Source organism: Lentzea sp. NBRC 102530 (assembly GCF_030269365.1).
Lineage (GTDB): Bacteria > Actinomycetota > Actinomycetes > Mycobacteriales > Pseudonocardiaceae > Lentzea.
On the sequence record NZ_BSTF01000004.1, the window covers coordinates 90,777 to 108,558 of the forward strand.

21 protein-coding genes are annotated in these 17,782 nt (G+C 69.7%); 9 read left to right on the top strand and 12 right to left on the bottom strand.

Translation table 11 applies throughout. From position 1 onward, the window contains the following. The first annotated feature begins 14 nt into the window (after positions 1 to 14). Genes QSK25_RS11800 through QSK25_RS11815 form a run of 4 tightly spaced genes read left to right on the top strand, consistent with a single transcriptional unit; the run spans position 15 to position 3,451 of the window. Positions 15 to 662 (top strand): ABC transporter permease, encoded by a 648-nt coding sequence (locus QSK25_RS11800; RefSeq protein ID WP_285638682.1) that lies wholly within the window; start codon positions 15 to 17, stop codon positions 660 to 662. Then, on the top strand, positions 607 to 1,770 hold the full coding sequence (locus tag QSK25_RS11805) for an ABC transporter ATP-binding protein (protein ID WP_285637843.1): 1,164 nt from the start codon (positions 607 to 609) through the stop codon (positions 1,768 to 1,770). Before QSK25_RS11800 ends, QSK25_RS11805 begins: the two co-directional genes overlap by 56 nt. Continuing rightward, positions 1,767 to 2,501 carry an ABC transporter permease gene (locus tag QSK25_RS11810; RefSeq protein ID WP_285637845.1) on the top strand — a complete coding sequence of 245 codons (735 nt, stop codon included), beginning with the start codon at positions 1,767 to 1,769 and terminating at the stop codon, positions 2,499 to 2,501. Before QSK25_RS11805 ends, QSK25_RS11810 begins: the two co-directional genes overlap by 4 nt. Beyond that, on the top strand, positions 2,474 to 3,451 hold the full coding sequence (locus QSK25_RS11815) for a glycine betaine ABC transporter substrate-binding protein (protein WP_502881843.1): 978 nt from the start codon (positions 2,474 to 2,476) through the stop codon (positions 3,449 to 3,451). The genes QSK25_RS11810 and QSK25_RS11815 overlap by 28 nt, the downstream gene beginning before the upstream one ends. Positions 3,452 to 3,466: 15 nt before the next feature. Here the strand turns inward: QSK25_RS11815 and QSK25_RS11820 are convergent, their stop codons facing one another. The 3 genes from QSK25_RS11820 to QSK25_RS11830 form a co-directional block, all read right to left on the bottom strand. Further along, the gene (locus QSK25_RS11820; protein ID WP_285637848.1) at positions 3,467 to 3,985 is read right to left on the bottom strand and encodes a hypothetical protein; all 519 of its coding nucleotides are present in this window, start codon (positions 3,983 to 3,985) and stop codon (positions 3,467 to 3,469) included. Positions 3,986 to 4,053: 68 nt separating this feature from the next. Next, the gene (locus tag QSK25_RS11825) at positions 4,054 to 4,344 is read right to left on the bottom strand and encodes an Rdx family protein (RefSeq protein ID WP_285637850.1); all 291 of its coding nucleotides are present in this window, start codon (positions 4,342 to 4,344) and stop codon (positions 4,054 to 4,056) included. Next, positions 4,341 to 5,219: a helix-turn-helix domain-containing protein gene (locus QSK25_RS11830; protein WP_285637852.1), complete on the bottom strand. Its 879-nt coding sequence runs from the start codon at positions 5,217 to 5,219 to the stop codon at positions 4,341 to 4,343. Before QSK25_RS11830 ends, QSK25_RS11825 begins: the two co-directional genes overlap by 4 nt. 145 nt (positions 5,220 to 5,364) lie before the next feature. Here QSK25_RS11830 and QSK25_RS11835 point away from each other — a divergent pair, with 145 nt between their 5' ends. After that, entirely contained in the window at positions 5,365 to 6,405 is a 1,041-nt protein-coding gene (locus tag QSK25_RS11835) for an NAD(P)-dependent alcohol dehydrogenase (RefSeq protein ID WP_285637854.1), read from the top strand. On the opposite strand, the gene QSK25_RS11840 is transcribed toward QSK25_RS11835, so the two are convergent. Beyond that, on the bottom strand, positions 6,372 to 6,797 hold the full coding sequence (locus tag QSK25_RS11840) for a MerR family transcriptional regulator (protein WP_285637856.1): 426 nt from the start codon (positions 6,795 to 6,797) through the stop codon (positions 6,372 to 6,374). The genes QSK25_RS11835 and QSK25_RS11840 overlap by 34 nt on opposite strands. 60 nt (positions 6,798 to 6,857) lie before the next feature. Here QSK25_RS11840 and QSK25_RS11845 point away from each other — a divergent pair, with 60 nt between their 5' ends. Continuing rightward, complete coding sequence (locus QSK25_RS11845) at positions 6,858 to 7,901, top strand: alkene reductase (protein WP_285637858.1); 1,044 nt, start codon at positions 6,858 to 6,860, stop codon at positions 7,899 to 7,901. Here QSK25_RS11845 and QSK25_RS11850 read toward each other — a convergent pair whose 3' ends face one another. Then, positions 7,902 to 8,489: a TetR/AcrR family transcriptional regulator gene (locus tag QSK25_RS11850; protein ID WP_285637861.1), complete on the bottom strand. Its 588-nt coding sequence runs from the start codon at positions 8,487 to 8,489 to the stop codon at positions 7,902 to 7,904. It abuts the gene before it with no gap. A 98-nt stretch (positions 8,490 to 8,587) separates the two neighbouring features. Between QSK25_RS11850 and QSK25_RS11855 the strand changes: the two genes are divergently transcribed. Both QSK25_RS11855 and QSK25_RS11860 read left to right on the top strand, forming a co-directional pair. Next, positions 8,588 to 8,965, top strand: coding sequence for a nuclear transport factor 2 family protein (locus QSK25_RS11855; protein ID WP_285637863.1), 378 nt, complete (start codon positions 8,588 to 8,590; stop codon positions 8,963 to 8,965). Further along, on the top strand, positions 8,962 to 9,765 hold the full coding sequence (locus QSK25_RS11860; protein ID WP_285637865.1) for a Rossmann-fold NAD(P)-binding domain-containing protein: 804 nt from the start codon (positions 8,962 to 8,964) through the stop codon (positions 9,763 to 9,765). The genes QSK25_RS11855 and QSK25_RS11860 overlap by 4 nt, the downstream gene beginning before the upstream one ends. On the opposite strand, the gene QSK25_RS11865 is transcribed toward QSK25_RS11860, so the two are convergent. The 6 genes from QSK25_RS11865 to QSK25_RS11890 all read right to left on the bottom strand — a co-directional run bounded on the left by QSK25_RS11865 (position 9,737) and on the right by QSK25_RS11890 (position 15,670). Then, positions 9,737 to 11,002 carry a hypothetical protein gene (locus QSK25_RS11865; protein ID WP_285637867.1) on the bottom strand — a complete coding sequence of 422 codons (1,266 nt, stop codon included), beginning with the start codon at positions 11,000 to 11,002 and terminating at the stop codon, positions 9,737 to 9,739. The genes QSK25_RS11860 and QSK25_RS11865 overlap by 29 nt on opposite strands. 100 nt (positions 11,003 to 11,102) lie before the next feature. Beyond that, complete coding sequence (locus QSK25_RS11870) at positions 11,103 to 12,605, bottom strand: glycoside hydrolase family protein (protein WP_285637869.1); 1,503 nt, start codon at positions 12,603 to 12,605, stop codon at positions 11,103 to 11,105. A 16-nt stretch (positions 12,606 to 12,621) separates the two neighbouring features. Beyond that, positions 12,622 to 13,068 carry an HtaA domain-containing protein gene (locus tag QSK25_RS11875; RefSeq protein ID WP_502881833.1) on the bottom strand — a complete coding sequence of 149 codons (447 nt, stop codon included), beginning with the start codon at positions 13,066 to 13,068 and terminating at the stop codon, positions 12,622 to 12,624. A gap of 54 nt (positions 13,069 to 13,122) precedes the next feature. Beyond that, on the bottom strand, positions 13,123 to 13,911 hold the full coding sequence (locus QSK25_RS11880) for a phosphotransferase (RefSeq protein WP_285637871.1): 789 nt from the start codon (positions 13,909 to 13,911) through the stop codon (positions 13,123 to 13,125). Continuing rightward, entirely contained in the window at positions 13,911 to 14,555 is a 645-nt protein-coding gene (locus QSK25_RS11885; protein WP_285637873.1) for a response regulator transcription factor, read from the bottom strand. Before QSK25_RS11885 ends, QSK25_RS11880 begins: the two co-directional genes overlap by 1 nt. Further along, positions 14,546 to 15,670 carry a sensor histidine kinase gene (locus tag QSK25_RS11890; protein ID WP_285637875.1) on the bottom strand — a complete coding sequence of 375 codons (1,125 nt, stop codon included), beginning with the start codon at positions 15,668 to 15,670 and terminating at the stop codon, positions 14,546 to 14,548. The genes QSK25_RS11885 and QSK25_RS11890 overlap by 10 nt, the downstream gene beginning before the upstream one ends. 162 nt (positions 15,671 to 15,832) lie before the next feature. Between QSK25_RS11890 and QSK25_RS11895 the strand changes: the two genes are divergently transcribed. After that, a complete protein-coding gene (locus QSK25_RS11895) occupies positions 15,833 to 16,474 on the top strand; it encodes a DedA family protein (RefSeq protein WP_285637877.1) in 642 nt (213 codons plus the stop codon). Positions 16,475 to 16,750: 276 nt separating this feature from the next. On the opposite strand, the gene QSK25_RS11900 is transcribed toward QSK25_RS11895, so the two are convergent. After that, positions 16,751 to 17,776, bottom strand: a complete 1,026-nt coding sequence (locus QSK25_RS11900; protein ID WP_285637879.1) for an amidohydrolase family protein — start codon at positions 17,774 to 17,776, stop codon at positions 16,751 to 16,753. Between the last annotated feature and the right edge of the window lie 6 nt (positions 17,777 to 17,782).

The following is a 17,782-nucleotide window of genomic DNA, read 5'->3' on the forward strand; positions in this document are numbered from 1 at the left end:
GCGGGGCCACGAGGATGAATGTTCTTGAGTACGTAGCCGATCGCTGGGACCGGCTGTCTTTGCAGGCTTTCCTGCACGTCAGCGCAGTTGTGCAGTGCACGGTCCTGGCGGCAGTGCTCGGGGTGCTGATCGGTGTCGCGGTGTACCGCAGTCCGGCCGGCTCGGCGCTGGCCACGGCGTTGGCGAGCACGATTCTGACGATTCCGTCGTTCGCGTTGCTGGCGTTGCTGATCCCGGTGTTCGGCCTCGGCGCGGACACGACGGTGGTCGCCCTGGTGCTGTACGCGCTGCTGCCGATCGTGCGCAACACGATCGTGGGACTGGCTGGAGTGGACCCCGCGGTTAGCGATGCCGCGAGAGGTATCGGAATGAGCAGAATCGGGGTGCTGACCCGCGTCGAGTTGCGCTTGGCGTGGCCCGCGATCCTCGCCGGAATGCGCGTCGCCACGCAGATGCTGATGGGCATCGCGGTGATCGCGGCCTACGCGAAGGGACCGGGTCTCGGGTCCGAGGTGTTCTCCGGGCTCGCCAACGCCGGCAGTGCGAACTCCATGAACCAGGCTCTCACCGGGACGATCGGCGTGGTGATCCTCGCGCTGGTGCTCGATGGCGTCTACGTGCTGGTCAACCGTTTCACCGTGTCGAGGGGCGTCCGTGGCTGAAAAAGGCATTGAGATCGAGCTCGACCACGTGACCAAGCGGTACGCGGGGCAGAAGGCCGCGGCGGTCGACGACTTCTCCATGGTGGTGCCCGCCGGGCAGATCGTGGTGTTCGTCGGACCGTCCGGCTGTGGCAAGACGACGACCATGCGGATGATCAACCGGTTGATCGAGCCGACATCAGGGAAGATCACCATCGGTGGCGAGAACGCGCTCAAGATCGACCCGGACGACCTGCGGCGGCGGGTCGGGTACGCGATCCAGCAGGCCGGGTTGTTCCCGCACTTCACGGTGGCGCAGAACATCGCGATCGTGCCCGGGTTGCTGGGGTGGGACAAGAAGAAGACCTCGGCGCGCGTCGAGGAGATGATGGACCTCGTCGGGCTCGATCCCGGCGAGTTCGGTGATCGGTTCCCCCGGCAGCTCTCCGGCGGGCAGCAGCAACGGGTCGGGGTGGCGCGGGCGCTGGCGGCCGACCCGCCGGTGTTGCTGATGGACGAGCCGTTCGGCGCGGTCGACCCGATCACCCGAGGCCACCTGCAGGATGAGTTGCTGAGGCTGCAGAACGAACTGCGCAAGACGATCGTGTTCGTGACGCACGACTTCGACGAGGCCGTGAAGCTCGGCGACAAGATCGCCGTGCTGGGCGACCGGTCCACGATCCTGCAGTACGACACGCCGGACGCGATCCTGGCCAGTCCCGCGGACGACACGGTCGCCGGGTTCGTCGGCGAGGGCGCCTCGCTGAAGGCGTTGACGTTGATGCGCGTCCGGGACGTCGAGCTGGGACAGGCGGTCACGGTCAGGGCGGACGCCAATCCGTCCACTGTGGAGTCCGGGGACGCGAAGTTCGTGCTGGTGCTCGACCGGCGAGACCGGCCGGTGCGGTGGGTGCGGGTGAACGACCTGCGCCGCGCGACGTCGCTGGAGCGCGTCGGGCAGCCGGTGCGGGACATGGTGTCGTTGCAGTCGACGTTGCGGGACGCGCTCGAGGCCATCGTCAACGAGGGCGGCCGCGCGGTCGTCACGGGCGGTCGCGGCGAGTACGTCGGCACGGTCGACCTCGCGACGGTGACCGAGGTCGTGCAGCAGCTGAGGGCGAACGCGTGACGGCCGAGCGGATCCGGTTCTGGGCACAACCGCTGGCGGTGCTGCTGATCGTCGGCGGTGTGCTGGTGTGGGTGTTCAGCGGAGAGCTGACCGCGACCGAGAAGAGCACGCTGAACGCGAAGTCGTTGCTCACGGCGTTGTACGACCACCTGATGATGACGATCGTGGTGACCGTGATCGTGCTCGCCGTGGCCGTTCCGGCGGGCGTCCTCGCCACCAGGGCGTGGGCGCGCTGGCTCGCGCCGGTGCTGCTGGCGATCGCGAACGTCGGCCAGGCCGCGCCCGCGCTCGGCGTGCTGGTGCTGTGGTTCCTCGTTACCGGCGCGTCCGGCGGCCTGTGGGTGGCCGCGTTGCCGCTCGCGTTCTACTCGTTGCTCCCGGTGCTGCGCAACACGATCGTCGGCATCCAGCAGGTCGATCCGTCCCTTGTGGACGCGGGGCGCGGCATCGGCATGTCGGCGTCGAGCGTGCTGTGGCGGGTGGAGTTCCCGCTCGCCACGCCGTTGATCCTCGCCGGCCTGCGCACCTCGCTGGTGCTGGCGGTCGGCACGGCGACGTTCGGTCTGTTCGTGAACGCCGGTGGGTTCGGGTTGCTCATCGACACCGGCTACAAGCTGAACCTGATGAAGGTCCTGGTGACCGGCTCGGCACTGGCCGCGGGTCTCGCGCTGCTGGTCGACTGGGCCGGCGCGGTGATGGAGCACTGGTTCGGCCCCAAGGGGGTCAGGTGAAGAGGCTGCTGCTGGTCGCGTTGCTCGTGTTGTCGGGCTGCGGCCTCGACGTCAACAGCGCGTTGCCGTACAAGGTGCTGCCCGGCTCGATCAAGCCCGACCAGGCGTTGCAGGGCGTCGAGATCACCGTGGGGTCCAAGGACTTCACCGAGAACATCCTGCTCGGCTACCTGGCCGAGATGGCGTTGTCCGCCGCGGGCGCCGACGTCATCGACCTGACCGACCTCAAGGGCTCGCAGACCGCGCGGCAGGCCCTGCTCAACGGCGAGGTCGACGTCACCTGGGAGTACACCGGCACCGGCTGGATCAACTACCAGGGCAACGAACTGCCCGTCACCGGCGGCGAACAGGCCCAGTACGAGGCGACGAAGAAGGCGGACCTGGAGCGGTTCGGCGTCGAGTGGCTCGCCTACTCACCGCTGAACGACCAGTACGCGTTCGCCGTCACCGAGGCCTACGGCGACCAGCACGGCCTCAAGACCACCTCGGACCTGGCCGCGTTCCTCGTCCAGAACCCGGACCAGGCGGTGTTCTGCCTGGAGACCGAGTTCACCAGCCGCCAGGACGGCTTCCCGGCCGCGCAACGGGTCTACGGCTTCCCGACCACCGAGGTGAAGAACTTCGGCATCGGCACCATCTACTCGGCCATCGCGGGCGGCACCTGCCCGATCGGCGAGGTGTTCACGACCGACGGCCGCATCGCCGCGCAGGAGCTCCGCGTGCTGGAGGACGACAAGAAGGCGTTCCCCCAGTACAACGTGGCGCCGACGGTGCGGTCCGAGTTCCTGGAGCGGTACCCGCAGATCCGCGGGCCGCTGGAGGAGGTCAGCGCCGCGCTCACCAACGAGCAGATGATCGAACTGTGCCGCCAGGTGGACGTGGACGGCAAGGACGCGGGCGAGGTGGCCCGCGACTGGATGGTGTCGAAGGGGTTCATCTCGACGGCCTGACGTGCGTGCCGCCGGTCACCGCAGCGCGCGGCCGACCGGCGGCAGCACCGACACCATCGACGCCGCGAGCCACAGCATCAGCGCGATCCCCGGCACGACGATCAGCGTGCCGCCGTTGCTGATCGTCAACCGGACGACCGCGAACACGTAGTACGCGACCACCAGGAACCCGAGTCCGGCGAGCACCCACCGCGCGAACCCCAGTCGTGCGAACAACAGGGCGGCGAACAGCAGCACCACGCCACCCGCGACGTACGTGGCGACGATCGCCGGATCGCCGTTCGCGATGAACCCGCGCCCGAACGCGAGCCCGAGCAACGCGACGGCGGCCTCCGGGGTCTGCCGGATCCCCTTGCCGTCGGCGGAGTTGAGGCCCGCCAGCACGAAGCACAGCACGGAGACGGCGAGCCACAGTCCACCCGCGAGGAACGCCGGCGCGACGCTCGGCCGCAACGGCTGCTGCCCCCAGCCGGGCGGAGGGCCGTACCCCGGACCGTGTCCCTGCTGGAGCTGCCAACCCTGGTTCGGATGCACGGCCGTCACGATACGAGCAGCGGGCCCTCGTCGCGGGGAATTCGCGGAAGGCCCGGTGCGGCAGGCGTTCAGGAGTCGGACGCCCTGCGATCGGTGTGGCCCAGCGACCGTTCCGGTGCCACCCGGTCGCGCACGAGCTGCTTGAGCACGGCGAGGTCCGGGAAGCCCTCCTGCTCTTTGCGCGACCACAGGGTCTCACCGTCGAGCCGCACGTCGAACACTCCACCGGTGCCGGGGATGAGCGCGACCTCGCCCAGTTCCGCGACGAACGTCGTCAGCAGCTCCTGGGCCGTCCAGCCCGCCCGCAGCAGCCAGCGGCACCGGGTGCAGTACTCGATCTCCAGACGTGGTGTCCTCATGCTTGGGTCTTAGCAGACACCCGCGTCGCGTCCTTGCCCCAGCTCGCCAGCAGCTGCAACGCCTCGGCGGACGCGGTGCCCGGTTCGGCGTGGTAGGTGCTGAGGAACAGCTCGGGTTCGCTCGGCATCCGCAGCGTCTCGTACGACAGCGTCATGTCACCGACCAGCGGGTGCCGGAACACCTTGGTGCCGAAGGACTTCTCCTTCACGTCGTGCCGCGCCCAGAGCTGGCGGAACAGCTCGCTCTTGAGCGACAGCTCGCCGATCAGCTCGGTGAGCTCCGGGTCGTTCTGGAAGCAGCCGGCGTCCATCCGCAGGAACGCGACGATGTCGGCGGCCTTGCCCTCCCAGTTGACGAAGAGCTGCTGGACGGTGGGGTTCAGGAAGATCAACCGAGCCCAGTTCCGCTCGCGCGGCTCCAGCTCGCCCCAGTCGCCGAACAACGCCGCCGCCATCGGGTTCCAGGCGTAGATGTCGGTGCGCCGCCCGCCGATGTACGCGGGCACGCTGACGGTGTCGAGCAGGTTCCTCAACGCCGGCCGGACCTCGCGGGGGTGGCTCTTCCGCTTCTTCCTGCTGGTCGCGTCGTACGGGCACGCCGTGAGGTTGCGCAGATGCGTGTGCTCGGCGTCGTTCAGCCGCAGGGCGCGGGAGATCGAGTCGATCACCTCGTCCGAGACGTTGCGGCCGTTGCCCTGCTCGAGGCGCGTGTAGTACGCCACGGAAACGCCCGCGAGCTGCGCCAGTTCCTCGCGGCGCAGGCCGGGCACGCGGCGGGTGCGGCCGTACCGGGGCAGGCCGACGTCGTCGGGGGACAGCCGTGCCCGACGGCTGCGCAGGAACTCGCTCAGCTCGGTGCGCGGGTCTACGTCCATGTCCTCGAGTATCCCCGGACCTGCGGACCCGTGCCTGCTACTGCCAGTGGTAGGCACGCCAGGCGTACGAAAACCAGGTGTCTGGGTAGCTCCCGCGAACCGGAGCAGTGTCGTCATCGACACCGGAACCGAGGAGACACCGAGAATGAGCACCGTCGCTGCCTACGCCGCTCCCGCACCCAAGGCACCGCTGGAGCGCACCACCATCGAGCGTCGCGCGGTCGGCGCGCACGACGTCCTGATCGACATCAAGTTCGCCGGCATCTGCCACTCCGACATCCACCAGGTCAACGAGGGCTGGGGCCAGGCCACCTTCCCCATGGTGCCCGGCCACGAGATCGCGGGCGTCGTCACCGAGGTCGGCTCCGAGGTGACCAGGTACGCCGTCGGTGACCGCGTCGGTGTCGGCTGCTTCGTCGACTCCTGCCGCGAGTGCGACTACTGCCTGCGCGGCCTGGAGCAGTACTGCGCCAAGGGCAACGTGCAGACCTACAACGCCACCGACTACAACGGCGAGGTCACCTACGGCGGCTACTCGAAGCAGATCGTCGTGGACGAGAACTACGCCGTGCGCATCCCCGACGCGCTGCCGCTGGACGTGGCCGCTCCGTTGCTGTGCGCGGGCATCACGCTGTACTCGCCGCTCAAGAACTGGAACGTCGGCCCCGGCACCAAGGTCGCGATCGTCGGCCTCGGCGGGCTCGGCCACATGGGCGTCAAGATCGCGGCCGCGCTCGGTGCCGAGGTGACCGTGCTGTCGCAGTCGTTGCGCAAGAAGGACGAGGGCCTCAAGCTCGGCGCCCACGACTTCCGCGCCACCAACGACCCGGCGACGTTCGCCGAGCTCAGGGGGAAGTTCGACGTGATCGTCTCCACGGTCTCGGCGCCGCTGGACTTCAGCGCCTACATCTCGCTGCTCAAGACCGAGGGCACGCTGGTCAACGTCGGCGCGCCCGAGGAGCCGATCTCGCTGAACCTGTTCAGCCTGATCTCGCAGCGCAAGACGCTCGCCGGTTCGATGATCGGAGGCATCGCGGAGACCCAGGAGATGCTGGACTTCTGCGCCGAGCACGGCCTGGGCGCCGAGATCGAGCTGATCAGTGCCGACGAGATCAACACGGCGTACGACCGCGTGCAGTCGAGCGACGTGCGCTACCGGTTCGTCATCGACACCGCCACGATCTGATCCCCTGGTGTGTCCTGTCCGTTCGCCATGTGACAGGACACACCGGTGTCGTGGCTGGTCACGGCGTTGGCCATGACCGCGTCGAACCGCAGCAGGGTGTCCTGGAGCTCGGCGATCTGCCGCACCACCGACGCCCTGTGCTCGCGCATCCGCTCCAGCATCTCGGGTGTCGCGATCCCGGTCACCACGCACGGCAGCAGCTCCAGGATCGACGCGCTGGACATGCCCGCGCCGTAGAGCTGCTGGATCAGCCGCACCCGGTCGACCGCCGGTTCGCCGTACTGCCGCTGCCCGCTACCGGTGCGTTCCGAACCGAGAAGGCCCTGCTCTTCGTAGTAGCGCAACGCGCGCACGCTCACGCCCGTGCGTTCCGCCAACTCACCGATCCGCATTGAGACCTCCGCCACAAAAGCTACCTCTGACGTCAATGTCAGGTTTCTAGCGTAGAGGGCATGCTCCTCACCAGCTACCGACTCGGAAACCTGACCCTGCCGAACCGCCTCGTGATGGCGCCGATGACCCGCGCGCGGGCCGTTGACGGCAAACCGACGGCGGAGACGGCCACCTACTACGCCCAGCGCGCCACCGCCGGGCTCATCGTCACCGAGGGCGTGCACCCCAACGCCGTCGGCCAGGCCGGTCCGTCCATGCCCGGCGTCCACGACGACGCGCAGGTCGAGGCGTGGCGGGTGGTCACCGACGCCGTGCACGCCAACGGCGGCCGGATCTTCGCCCAGCTCATGCACGGCGGCCGCATCGGGCACGTCGACGTCGCCGGGCACCACCCCGTCGGTCCGTCGGCGATCGCGGCCGGCACCGACGTGTTCACCCCGTCCGGCATGGCGCCCGCGCCCGTTCCGCGTGCGCTGACGACCGCCGAGGTCGTGGAGCAGGTCCAGGCGTTCGGGGACGCGGCGCGCCGGGCCGTCGACGCCGGGTTCGACGGTGTGGAACTGCACGGCGCCAACGGGTACCTGATCCAGCAGTTCCTCTCGTCCAGCGCGAACGAGCGGACCGACCGGTACGGCGGTGCGGGGCGCGTCCGGTTCGCCGTGGAGGCCGTCGAAGCCGCGGTCGACGCCATCGGGGCGGACCGCGTCGGCATCCGGCTCTCACCCGGCGGTGAGATCCAGGGGATCGTCGAGGAGGACGTGCCGGCGCTCTACGGCTCGCTGCTGAAGGCGTTGCCGGACATCGCTTACGTCCACGTGCTCGCGACCACCGACGACGAGACGTTGATGGGGCTGCGCAAGGCGTGGCCGACGGCGTTCGTCCTCAACCCCGGTGGTCAGATCGGGCCGGTCGAGAGCACGCAAGAGCAGGGGGAGCGCTGGCTCGCCAACGGCGCCGACCTGATCAGCTACGGCCGCGCCTACCTCGGCAACCCGGACCTGGTCGAACGGTTCCGGCTCGGCCTGCCGCTCGTGAGCACGGAGCGGGAGACGTGGTTCTCCGCGCCGTCCGGGTACGTCGACTACCCCAGCTACCAGCACTGATCAGGGCTGAAGCGCGCGCACCAGGTGGTCGACGAGCCGGTCGAGGTAGTCGGGCTCCACGGGCGCGCGGCGGACGGACAGCCGCCAGTAGACGGGCGCCGCGACCAGGTCCAGGGCGATCTCGACGTCGAAGTCGGCCGGTAGTTCGCCGCGCCGCACCGCGCGCTGCAACGTCGTGGCACCGAGCGCGCGCCGGGGTTCGCCGATCGTCGCCGCGATGGCGTCGGACAACGCCGGGTTGCGGACGGCCTCGGCGGTGAGGTCGGGCAGGACCGTGGCGAACCGCGGGTGCGTCAGCCAGTCGTGCACGGCCTGGACGGTCGCTCGCAGGTCACCGCGCAACGAGCCCGTGTCCGGCACCTCGGCCAGCGGCACGGAGAACTCCGACAGGGCCGCGACCACCATGTCCTGCTTGGACGGCCAGCGCCGGTACAGGGCGCTCTTGCCGACCTCCGCGCGTTTCGCCACCGACTCCATCGACAGCCGCGCGTAGCCGTGCAGGGCGAGTTCCTCGAACACGGCCTCGGTGATCGCCTGCGTCACCTGGGGCTGCAGGACGGCGGCTCCGGTGGGGGTGCGCTTCGTCATGGCGCACATCATAGGACTGGACGAGACGGTCCCGTTCTGTCTACGGTGGTGTGGACGGGACGGTACCGTCTCGTCCACTTCGTTTCGGAGGAGCCTCCGTGGACCTCATCCCGAGGGCGCTGCGCCTGTTGCTGGACAAGGACATGATCGGGTTCGCCGGCCTGTGGGCCGAGGACGGCGTGATGGAGTTCCCGTTCGCGCCGCCGGGCTGGCCCTCCCGGCTGGAGGGCCGCGCCGCGATCGAGGACTACCTGCGCGACTACCCGAAGATGCTCGACATCAGGTCGTTCCCGAAGCAGGTCGTGCACGAGACCCCGGACGTGCTCGTCGCCGAGTTCGACGCGGAGGGCGTGGTCGTCGCGACCGGAAAGCCTTACCGCGCCTCGTACATCGCGGTGATCACGGTCCGGGACGGCGAGATCGCGCACTACCGCGACTACTGGAACCCGCTGCTCGCCCAGGAGCTGGCGGCATGAGCGTGCTGATCGTCGGAGGCACCGGTACGACCGGCAGCCGGCTCGCGTCGTTGCTGCCCGAAGCCCTGGTCGGCACCAGGAAGCCGGTGGGGGACAACCACGTCCGGTTCGACTGGGACGACCCCTCGACGTTTGAAACGGCGCTGGACGGGATAGAAAGGATCTACCTGATCCCCCCGATCGGAGTCGTCGACCCCGTTCCGGCGGTCGAGTCGATGCTCGCTCGAGCGCGACTCGTGCGGCGGGTGGTACTGCTGAGCTCGTCCGCGGTGCCGGAGAGCGCCACGGGGATGGGCGCTCTCCCCGCACTCGTGCGCACCCTGCCGGAGTGGGCGGTGCTGCGCCCGTCCTGGTTCATGCAGAACTTCACCGGTGACCACCCGGTGGCGGCGGGCGTGCTGGCCGGCGAGATCGTCACGGCCACGGGCGACGGGCGGGTGGGGTTCGTGGACGCCGCCGACATCGCCGCCGTGGCCGCGCGGGCGCTGACCGATCCGGTGCCGCACAACGCGGACCACGTGCTCACCGGACCCGAGGCGTTGAGCTACGCCGACGCCGCCGCGATCATCACCGACGTCACCGGACGGCCGGTGCGGCACCGCTCGGTGAGCACCGCCGAGTTGGCCGACCGGATTTCCCAAGGCCTGCCAGAGGAATTCGCGGCCGTGCTGGCCCGGCTCGACGAGGACATCCGCGGTGGCGCGGAAGACCGGGTCACCACGACGGTCGAGGACGTGACGGGAAAGCCGCCGACCTCGTTCCGGGACTTCGTCAGCGCACCGACTCGCACGGGACGATGAAGAACCACCCCTGCGGCTCGTGCTCCAACCGCGCTTCCGCCGCGCCGGCGGAACATTCCGCCCGCGCACGGGCGAGGCTCTCGTCCCACGGGATGCCGTCCAGCACGGTCCTGGGCACCCGCAGGTGCGCGAAGACGCTCACCACCACGAGGATCCCGACCAGGTAGCGGCTCCCGGCGACGACCGCGCGTTCCCAGGTCTTCGCGGGCGTCGCGTCCAGCCCCACGAAGATCGCGGTGAACAGGAACAGGCACGGCGCGATGCTGTACCGCTGCCCGGCCATCACGGCCTCGGGCGCCTGCACCTGCAGCACCTGAGACCAGTTCAGCACCAGGCACGCCACGATCAGCACGACGCTGTACGCGGAGGCGACGAGCGCGAGCGTCCGCCCGGCCCGGTCGCCGAACCGCAGTCCGGCCGCGATCGGCACGGCCGCCACCAGCAGCGCGGCGATGATCACCAGGTTGCCCTGGGCGGGGTAGAGGTCGCTGACCCGTTCCGAGCCCGTGAACGCCACCACGGGCACCCGCAGCAGGCTCGCCAGCAGCACCTGCACCGGGTCGACCTCGTCGTGCGAGTACGGCGTGCGGTCGGCGAACACCATCGTGACGCCCTGCACGACCAGCGCGGCGAGGAACGCGATCGGCACCTCCCGGCGTGGCTGGAAGAGCCGCACCAGCGCGATCGGCGCCAGGATGAACACCAACGGGCTGGTCAGCGCCGAGAGCACCACGAACAACGCGACCGGCACGCGTGGGGCGTTGCGCCACAGCAACGCCCAGAAGACGCCGTAGAGCAGGAACCAGTGCAGGTTGGTGACGTTGTTCAACGTCTCGGAGTTGCCCGCCGGCAGCACGATCACCAGCGCCGCGAGCGCGAACCGCATCGGCGTGGAGCGGAGGTACGCCTTCGAGGCGGCGAACGTGATCAACGCGATCAGCGCGCGGAGGACGGCGGCGCCGATCGCGAAGCCCGCGGCCGTCCACTCGAACGGCAGCAGCGCCACGACCTGCGCGACCAGCCGCGGGAAGGCGTGCAGGTAGCCGCCGTACGGGTCGACCAGGTTCGTGAGGACGGGGGAGCGGACCGCGTCGACCATGAACCGGGCGCCGTCCTCGGCCCACAGGTGGTCGAGCCGGGACCACCCGGCCGGGATGAGCAGCAGGAACGCCACCGAGGCCACGAACGCGGCGGAGAAGCCCAGCCAGGCCAGTTCGTGCCGCGGTTCGTCCGGCACCGGTACCACGCTGTCCGCGAGCGCCCTCGGCCGTCGTGCCGTGATTGCCACTTCCCGGTCCCCCATGTCCGATTCGACCCTCGGTGGAGAACGTATCCGGTCAGCGCCGGACGAGATCCGGCAGGCGTTCGTACTTGGCCCACTGGTCCATGGACACCGGCGTGATCTGCGAGGAGTTCAACGTCGCGACCTGCGCCGAGCCGACGACCCACAGCTTGTCGCCGAGCAGCAGCCCGACTTCACCGTCCGGGTTCGTCACGGCGGGAGCGCCCGCGGGCACGGTGACGGTGAGCTTGAGCGAGTCGACGCCCTGCGGCCGCGTGCCGAGCACACCGCGAGCGAACTTCTCGGCCACCGAACGGCGTTCGAACCGCATCACGTTGGTGCCCACGACGACGTCCAGCGTGCGTTCCGGGGACGGCACCGCGTAGCCGTTGAGGACCTTGGCCTCGGCCGCCGTCGCGCAGCCCTTGAGGCCGACGGCGTCGAAGCCGAAGTGGGAGATGTTCGTCGGGCCCGCCGGGCCCTCGATCGTGCCGCGCAGCACGTCCAGCGCGACCCGGCCGCACGGGTCCTTCGGGTCGACCGGCGCGTGCCCCTCGGGGGTGCGCAGCAGGCCGGGACCTTCCTTCCAGGGCCCGGTGATGGTCACGGGCTCGAAGGGGTGCCGGGTGAAGTCCTTGTTCCAGAACGTGATGGTCGTGCCCGCGTCGGTCTCGTGGGCGATGGCGAACGACGAGACCGCCTCGATCCACATCCAGTCCGCGCTGAACGCCTCGACGATCGACCTCGTGCGCGGCTGGTTGTTCGACGTCACCGGCTTGAAGCCCTGCTTGCCGAGCGCCTCGACGCCCTTGGCGAACGTCGGGTCCTTCGACCGCAGCACGTACTGGCCGGCGCCGTTCTGGTGCGAGGCGAGGCCGGTGGTGTCGGTGAACATCAGGTACACCCAGCCGTCGACGTAGACGGCCGACTGCTGCCCGGCGCCGTAGGTGTTCTCGCGGAAGTTGTCCCCGGCGGGGGCGACGATCGACTGACCGCCGTTCTCCCTGGTCCAGCTGATGCCGTCCTTGCTGGAGGCCACGCCGACCGAGCTGCCGTTCGCGTGGTTGTCCCGCGCGGCGCCGGTGTAATACAGGTAGTAGGTGCTGCCGACCTTGATCAGCGACGGGTCGCAGGTGTGGATCGCGTCGAAGCTGCCACCGCTGCCCGAGAACACCGGAACGGCCGTCGTGAACGGTCCACCGACGGCCGGTCCCTCGCTGTAGAGGATGTCGTCGCCACCGGGTGGCGCCGCGCTCAGCTGGCTGCACCACCACGCCCGCACCCGGCCGTTGTCGATCATGACGGCGGGCGCGTAGTTGTACGGCGCGTCCCCGGCGCCCGCGAGCACGGTCCCGGCGCTCTGCCTGCCGTTCTCGGTGGTGAGGTTGATCTTGTCCCTGGGAGGTGCCGCGGGTGGTGCCTTCTTCGTCGACGTGGGCTTCTGCTCGTCCAGCTGGCTCCCGACCGGGTCGCCGACCGCCGCGTTGGTGCACGCCGTGACCGCACTGAGCAGCGTGAGCGCAGCGAGTAACGCGAGAGGTCGACGACTCAGGGGCACCCACCCATCATAGTGATCAAGTCCTCCGTCCGGGTGAAGTCGTCACGAGCAGCGCGATTCCGCCGCCCACCAGCGGCAACCCACCGCGAGGGCCACCAGCGGCGATGCGCGTCGCCGGTTTCGTGGCCGGACGTGGCTGTTCGGGCAGCTGAGCGCAGGACGAACCCAGCGTGGGCGTGAGGTCGTCGAGCTTGTCGCCCGCGCGGTAGAAGCCCGTGAATGCCTCAGAGTTCGTGAGCGTCGACCTGATGCCTGTGACGGTGAGCACACCGGCGTTGTCGCTGGTCGTGGCGTTGCCGAGGTTCAGGTCGGCGAGGTCGACGCCGGTCAGCTTCGCCGGTGTGCCCGGCGTCTGGCCGCTGGCCTGGAGTTCGACGCCGACCTTCCGCGTGCCGGTGGAGCCGGTGACGGAGCCCTTCGGGTCGCTGAGGTGGATGGTGAAGAAGTCACCTGGCGCGACCACCTGGAGTTCTCCGGCCGCAGCTTCGACGCCTTCATCCCGGCGTGCTGGCAGTGGCTAGCCGAGTGGTGGGTGTTCGCGCACCGCGCAGCGGCGCCGGAACCAGGCGAGGAACCTCGCCGGGTCGCCGCCCTGCCGGAGCGCGGACACCGCGCCCGTCAACGGGAACATCGCCGCGTGCGTGAGCGCCCGCTCGTACAGCTCGGGCCTGACCCGCCTGACCAACGGCCAGCCGTAGTTCGCGAACGCCGCCGCGTCGAGCGCCGGGTCACCGGCGCAGGCGAAGTCCCAGTCGATGATCCCGCTGACCTTTCCGTTGCGCCAGCGCAGGTTCACCGGCGCCAGGTCGCCGTGCACGAAGCCCCTGGCGGGTGGCAGCTCCGCGAACCGTCGCAGCACCTGCGAAGCCTGCCCGCGCTCGTCCTCGGTCAGCAGCGGGAACACGAGCTCGCTGATCGACTCCGCCGCGTTCCGGCCGCCGGCGTGGAGCAACGGTTCGTCCAGCAGCGCAACGAGTTCACCGCTCAGCTCGACGCTCTCGAGCGCGTCGAGCACCTCGCGGACGGCCTCGTCGCTCGCCGTCTCCGACTGCTCGCCGCCGACGTACGAGATGACGACGTGGGCCTCGCCGAGCGGCAGGTCCAGCCTGTCCTCGACGACCTCCGGCACCGCGAACGGCAGCTCCAGCGCGGAGATCAGCCGCAACGCCCGTGCGCGCCGCCTTGCGTCGGGAAGGCTGTGCCTCGGGAACCGCGCCACCCACTCTCCTGGCAGCACAACGGCATCGTTGAACAGACCGCGGGCGATCTCTGTGCCCGGCGTGGCGAGCAACTCCTCGACGCCCATCAGCTGCCCAGGTAGCGGACCACCGCCAGCACCCGGCGGCTGATGCCCGACGACCCGGAGAGGCCGAGCTTGTCGAAGATCGCGTTGATGTGCTTCTCGGCGGCGCTCTGCGAGATGTGCAGCTGGGTGGAGATGCGGGCGTTGGTGAGCCCTTGCGCCATCAGTTCCAGAACCTCCTTTTCTCGCACGGTCAGGGCTTCGAGCGGGTCCACGTGGGTCGTTCTGGTCAGCAGCCTGCGCACGACCTCGGGGTCGAACGCCGCGCCGCCCGCCGCGACCCTCTCCAGGGCCTCCAGGAACTCGTCCACCTGCGCGACCCTGTCCTTGAGCAGGTAGCCGACCTTGCCGCCGGTGCTGGTGATCAGCTCGGTGGCGTAGCGGTTCTCCAGGTACTGCGACAGCACCAGCACGCTCACCTCCGGCCACCGCTCGCGGATCTCGAGCGCGGCCCGCATGCCGTCGTCCTTGTGCCCGGGCGGCATCCGGACGTCGGTCACCACGATGTCCGGCCGGTGTTCCTCGGTGGCCTTGAGCAGCTCCGGTGCCGTGCCGACGGCGGCCACGACCTCGTGCCCCTCCTCGGCGAGCAACCGGATCAGGCCCTCGCGCAACAACGTCGAGTCCTCAGCGAGGATCACGCGCACGGCAACCTCGCGGAGATCACGGTGGGACCACCGGCCGGGCTGAGCACGTCCAACGCCCCGTCCACCGCCTTGACCCTCCTGTCGAGCCCGGACAACCCGGACCCGGTGGGGTCGGCGCCACCGACCCCGTCGTCCTGCACCCGGACGGCGACCTCGGACCTGCTCGACCACACGGAGATCTCGACCACCGACGGATCGGCGTGCTTGGCCGCGTTGGTGACCGCCTCCGACGCCACGAAGTAGATCACCGCCTCGAGCGCCTTGCCCGGCGACTCCGTCAGCTCGTTCCTGATGTCGACGCGCACGCTCGCCCGCTCCGCCAACGCCTCCAGCGCCCGGGCCAGCCCCGAGTCGTCGAGCACAGCTGGGTAGACGCGCGTCGCCACCTCGCGCAGCTCGTCGATCGCCTCGCCCGCGGTGTCGTGCGCCTGCTGCAACAACGCGTGCAAGTGCCCCTCGCTCTTCGCCCGCTTCGCCCTGCCGATCAGCATGCCGAGCGCGACCAGACGCTGCTGGACTCCGTCGTGCAGGTCGCGTTCGATGCGCCGCCGCTCGTCGTCGATGGCCTCGATGACCTCGGCCCTGGTGCTCGTCAGCTCGGCTACACGCTGCCGCAACAACGTCTGCTGACTCGTCCCGAGCAACGCCGTGGCGAGCCATCTCTCCAGCACCGCCACACCCGCCACACCGACCGTCGTCACGAAGATGACCAGCACACCCGGCACCGTCACCAGCAGGATCAGCCCCAGCGAGACGCGGTCGTCCTCCTCGATGAAGCCCCAATCACCTCCTGACAACCAGGCCGTCACCATCGAGACGGCGACGACGTACCAGAACGCCAGCATGTAGATCACGCCCGCACCGAGCGCTCCGACCAGCCACCGCACCGCGAGGTAGCGGCGGCATCCCCTACGCGTCAAGGGATTGGTGTGCACGGCCTGGTCGAAACGCGCGATCCGGCCCAGCTCGTACTCGGTCAGCCTGACCACGCCGACATCCACTGCGGCGGCCGCGAGCCCGGCCATTCCCGTCACGGACCCGATCGTCAGCCCGAGGAGCATCCGGAACCAGCGCCGGACCAGCGAACCGGCACTGAGCTGCCCTTCCTGATGCACATTCGCCACCGTACCGACCCCCAGCCCGCCCGGCATTGCGGTTTACCACAGTATTGCCCTGCGGCTTCCCCCACGATTTCCGACGGACAACCTCATGGTCCGCCACCCGCCCCGTTCCTAGCGTGATTCCCACCAGACCGCACCACCACCCGAGGGGAAACAATGCTGGCTGAATGGGCCGTCTCGCTGATGGAGTCGCTGGGAGGCGTGGGCGCCGCCGTAGTGGTGGGCCTGGACAACCTCTTCCCGCCCATCCCGAGCGAACTGGTGCTCCCCCTGGCAGGTTTCTCGGCCAGCAAGGGCGTGTTCAGCCTGCCCGCGGCACTCTTCTGGACCACCCTGGGCTCGGTGGCCGGCGCCGTGATCGTCTACCTGGCGGGCATGCTCCTGGGCCGCACCAGAACCCGAGCCTTGGTGGCGCGCATTCCCCTGGTCCGCGTCACCGACTTCGACAAGACCGAAGCCTGGTTCACCCGCCACGGCACAAAAGCGGTGTTCTTAGGTCGAATGATTCCGCTGTTCCGCAGCTTCATCTCCTTACCCGCTGGTGTAGAACGCATGAACTTCCCGAAATTCCTCGTGCTCACCACTTTGGGCAGCCTGATCTGGAACACGGTGTTCGTGGTGGCCGGCTACCAGTTGGGCGAGAACTGGCACCGAGTCGAGTCCTACGCGGGCGTCTTCCAGAAGCTCGTGATCGCCGCGGTGGCCCTCGCTCTGACGCTGTTCGTGGTCACCCGCCTGCGGCACCGCGGCAAGGGCGACCCGGAGTCGACGGAGGTGTTGCCCCGCATCAGCCGATGACCGACCGCACACCAGGTCCGACCGCACCACCGCGCGCTGACGCTGACTCGCGTCGTGTGGCCCTGCGGGCCTCGTGCATCGGCTGGGCCGGACGATGATGCTGTCCTGTAACGGGTTCAGTCGCGTCACGCGTGTGTTGGATGTCAGTCAGCGTGTGCTCTGGCGGACCTCGTGTGCTGGCTGGGCTGGGCGTGATGTTGCCGCACACCAGGCCTGTTCGTGCCACCCGTGCTGGTGTTGTGGCAGCACCGGTGGCGAGGGCGCATGGCCGTCGAGTCAGGCGATGACCTTGCCGCGCAAGATGATTCGGCCCGGCCGCGTCAGCACCGAAGGGTCCTCGACCGGGTCCGTGTCGTAGGCGACCACGTCGGCGTACCCGCCGTCGGCCAGGCCCGGCAGGCCGAGCCACTCCCGCGCGGTCCACGAGCCGGCGCCGATGGCCGCCTCCACCGGCATGCCGGCCTTGACGAGCCAGGCGATCTCGCCCGCGACTTCGCCGCAGGGCTTGTTGTCGGTGCCCGCCAGCACCGTCACGCCCGCCTCGTGGGCCGCGCGGACGGTCGGGAACGCGTGCTCCCAGCCGGTGAGGAGCCAGTCGCGCAGGCGGGGGTCTGCGGTGTCGGGGATGCCGGCGCTGATCTTGGCGAACGTGGTGAAGGTCGGGACCAGGGCGGTGCCCTGAGCCGCCATCTGAGGAAGGAGTGAGTGGTCCAGGTGCATACCGTGTTCGAGGCTGTCGGCGCCTGCCAGGACGGCGTTGCGGCAGCCGGCTTCGGTCTGGCAGTGCACGGCCACGCGGGCGCCGATGGCGTGCACCGCGGTGACGACGGCGGTCAGCACGTCCAGCGGTACCGGGGGATCGTCCGGCATCCAGTCGCCGATCACCTTGCACCAGCCCGTGGAGGCCTCCTCGACGGCGGCGGTGACCAGGTCCGCCTCGGTCACCTGGCGGCCGTAGCCGGGGAAGAAGCGGCCCGGGGTGGCGAGCCACGCCCCGGCGCGCACCAGGCGGGGGAGGTCGGGGTCGTCCGGGCGGTCGCGGACCGGGTCGGGCGAGCCCGGGGAGCGGACGGTCAGCACGCCCGCGGCGAGGTGGTCGAGCATGTGGCGGCGGAACCGGGCGTGCGAGTAGGCGTCGCCCGGCTGGTCCATGCCCGCGTGCGAGTGCACGTCCACGAGGCCGGGCAGCAGCCACCAGTGGGAGTCCTCAGTGGACGGTACGGCGCGCAGGCGGTCACCGGACACGGCGAACGAGACCTGTTCGCGCGACGGCAGAGCCGTGCCCGCGATGCGCACCCCCATGAAGAC

Excerpts from the sequence above, each read along its gene's own strand:
- QSK25_RS11805 (WP_285637843.1), top strand. The coding sequence starts at position 607 with ATGGCGTCTACGTGCTGGTCAACCGTTTCACCGTGTCGAGGGGCGTCC.
- QSK25_RS11835 (WP_285637854.1), top strand. The coding sequence starts at position 5,365 with ATGAGCACCGTCGCTGCCTACGCCGCTCCCGCACCCAAGGCACCGCTG.
- QSK25_RS11825 (WP_285637850.1), bottom strand. The coding sequence starts at position 4,344 with ATGAGGACACCACGTCTGGAGATCGAGTACTGCACCCGGTGCCGCTGG.
- QSK25_RS11900 (WP_285637879.1), bottom strand. The coding sequence starts at position 17,776 with ATGGGGGTGCGCATCGCGGGCACGGCTCTGCCGTCGCGCGAACAGGTC.
- QSK25_RS11845 (WP_285637858.1), top strand. The coding sequence starts at position 6,858 with ATGCTCCTCACCAGCTACCGACTCGGAAACCTGACCCTGCCGAACCGC.
- QSK25_RS11895 (WP_285637877.1), top strand. The coding sequence starts at position 15,833 with ATGCTGGCTGAATGGGCCGTCTCGCTGATGGAGTCGCTGGGAGGCGTG.
- QSK25_RS11830 (WP_285637852.1), bottom strand. The coding sequence starts at position 5,219 with ATGGACGTAGACCCGCGCACCGAGCTGAGCGAGTTCCTGCGCAGCCGT.
- QSK25_RS11840 (WP_285637856.1), bottom strand. The coding sequence starts at position 6,797 with ATGCGGATCGGTGAGTTGGCGGAACGCACGGGCGTGAGCGTGCGCGCG.
- QSK25_RS11860 (WP_285637865.1), top strand. The coding sequence starts at position 8,962 with ATGAGCGTGCTGATCGTCGGAGGCACCGGTACGACCGGCAGCCGGCTC.
- QSK25_RS11880 (WP_285637871.1), bottom strand. The coding sequence starts at position 13,911 with ATGGGCGTCGAGGAGTTGCTCGCCACGCCGGGCACAGAGATCGCCCGC.
- QSK25_RS11850 (WP_285637861.1), bottom strand. The coding sequence starts at position 8,489 with ATGACGAAGCGCACCCCCACCGGAGCCGCCGTCCTGCAGCCCCAGGTG.
- QSK25_RS11800 (WP_285638682.1), top strand. The coding sequence starts at position 15 with ATGAATGTTCTTGAGTACGTAGCCGATCGCTGGGACCGGCTGTCTTTG.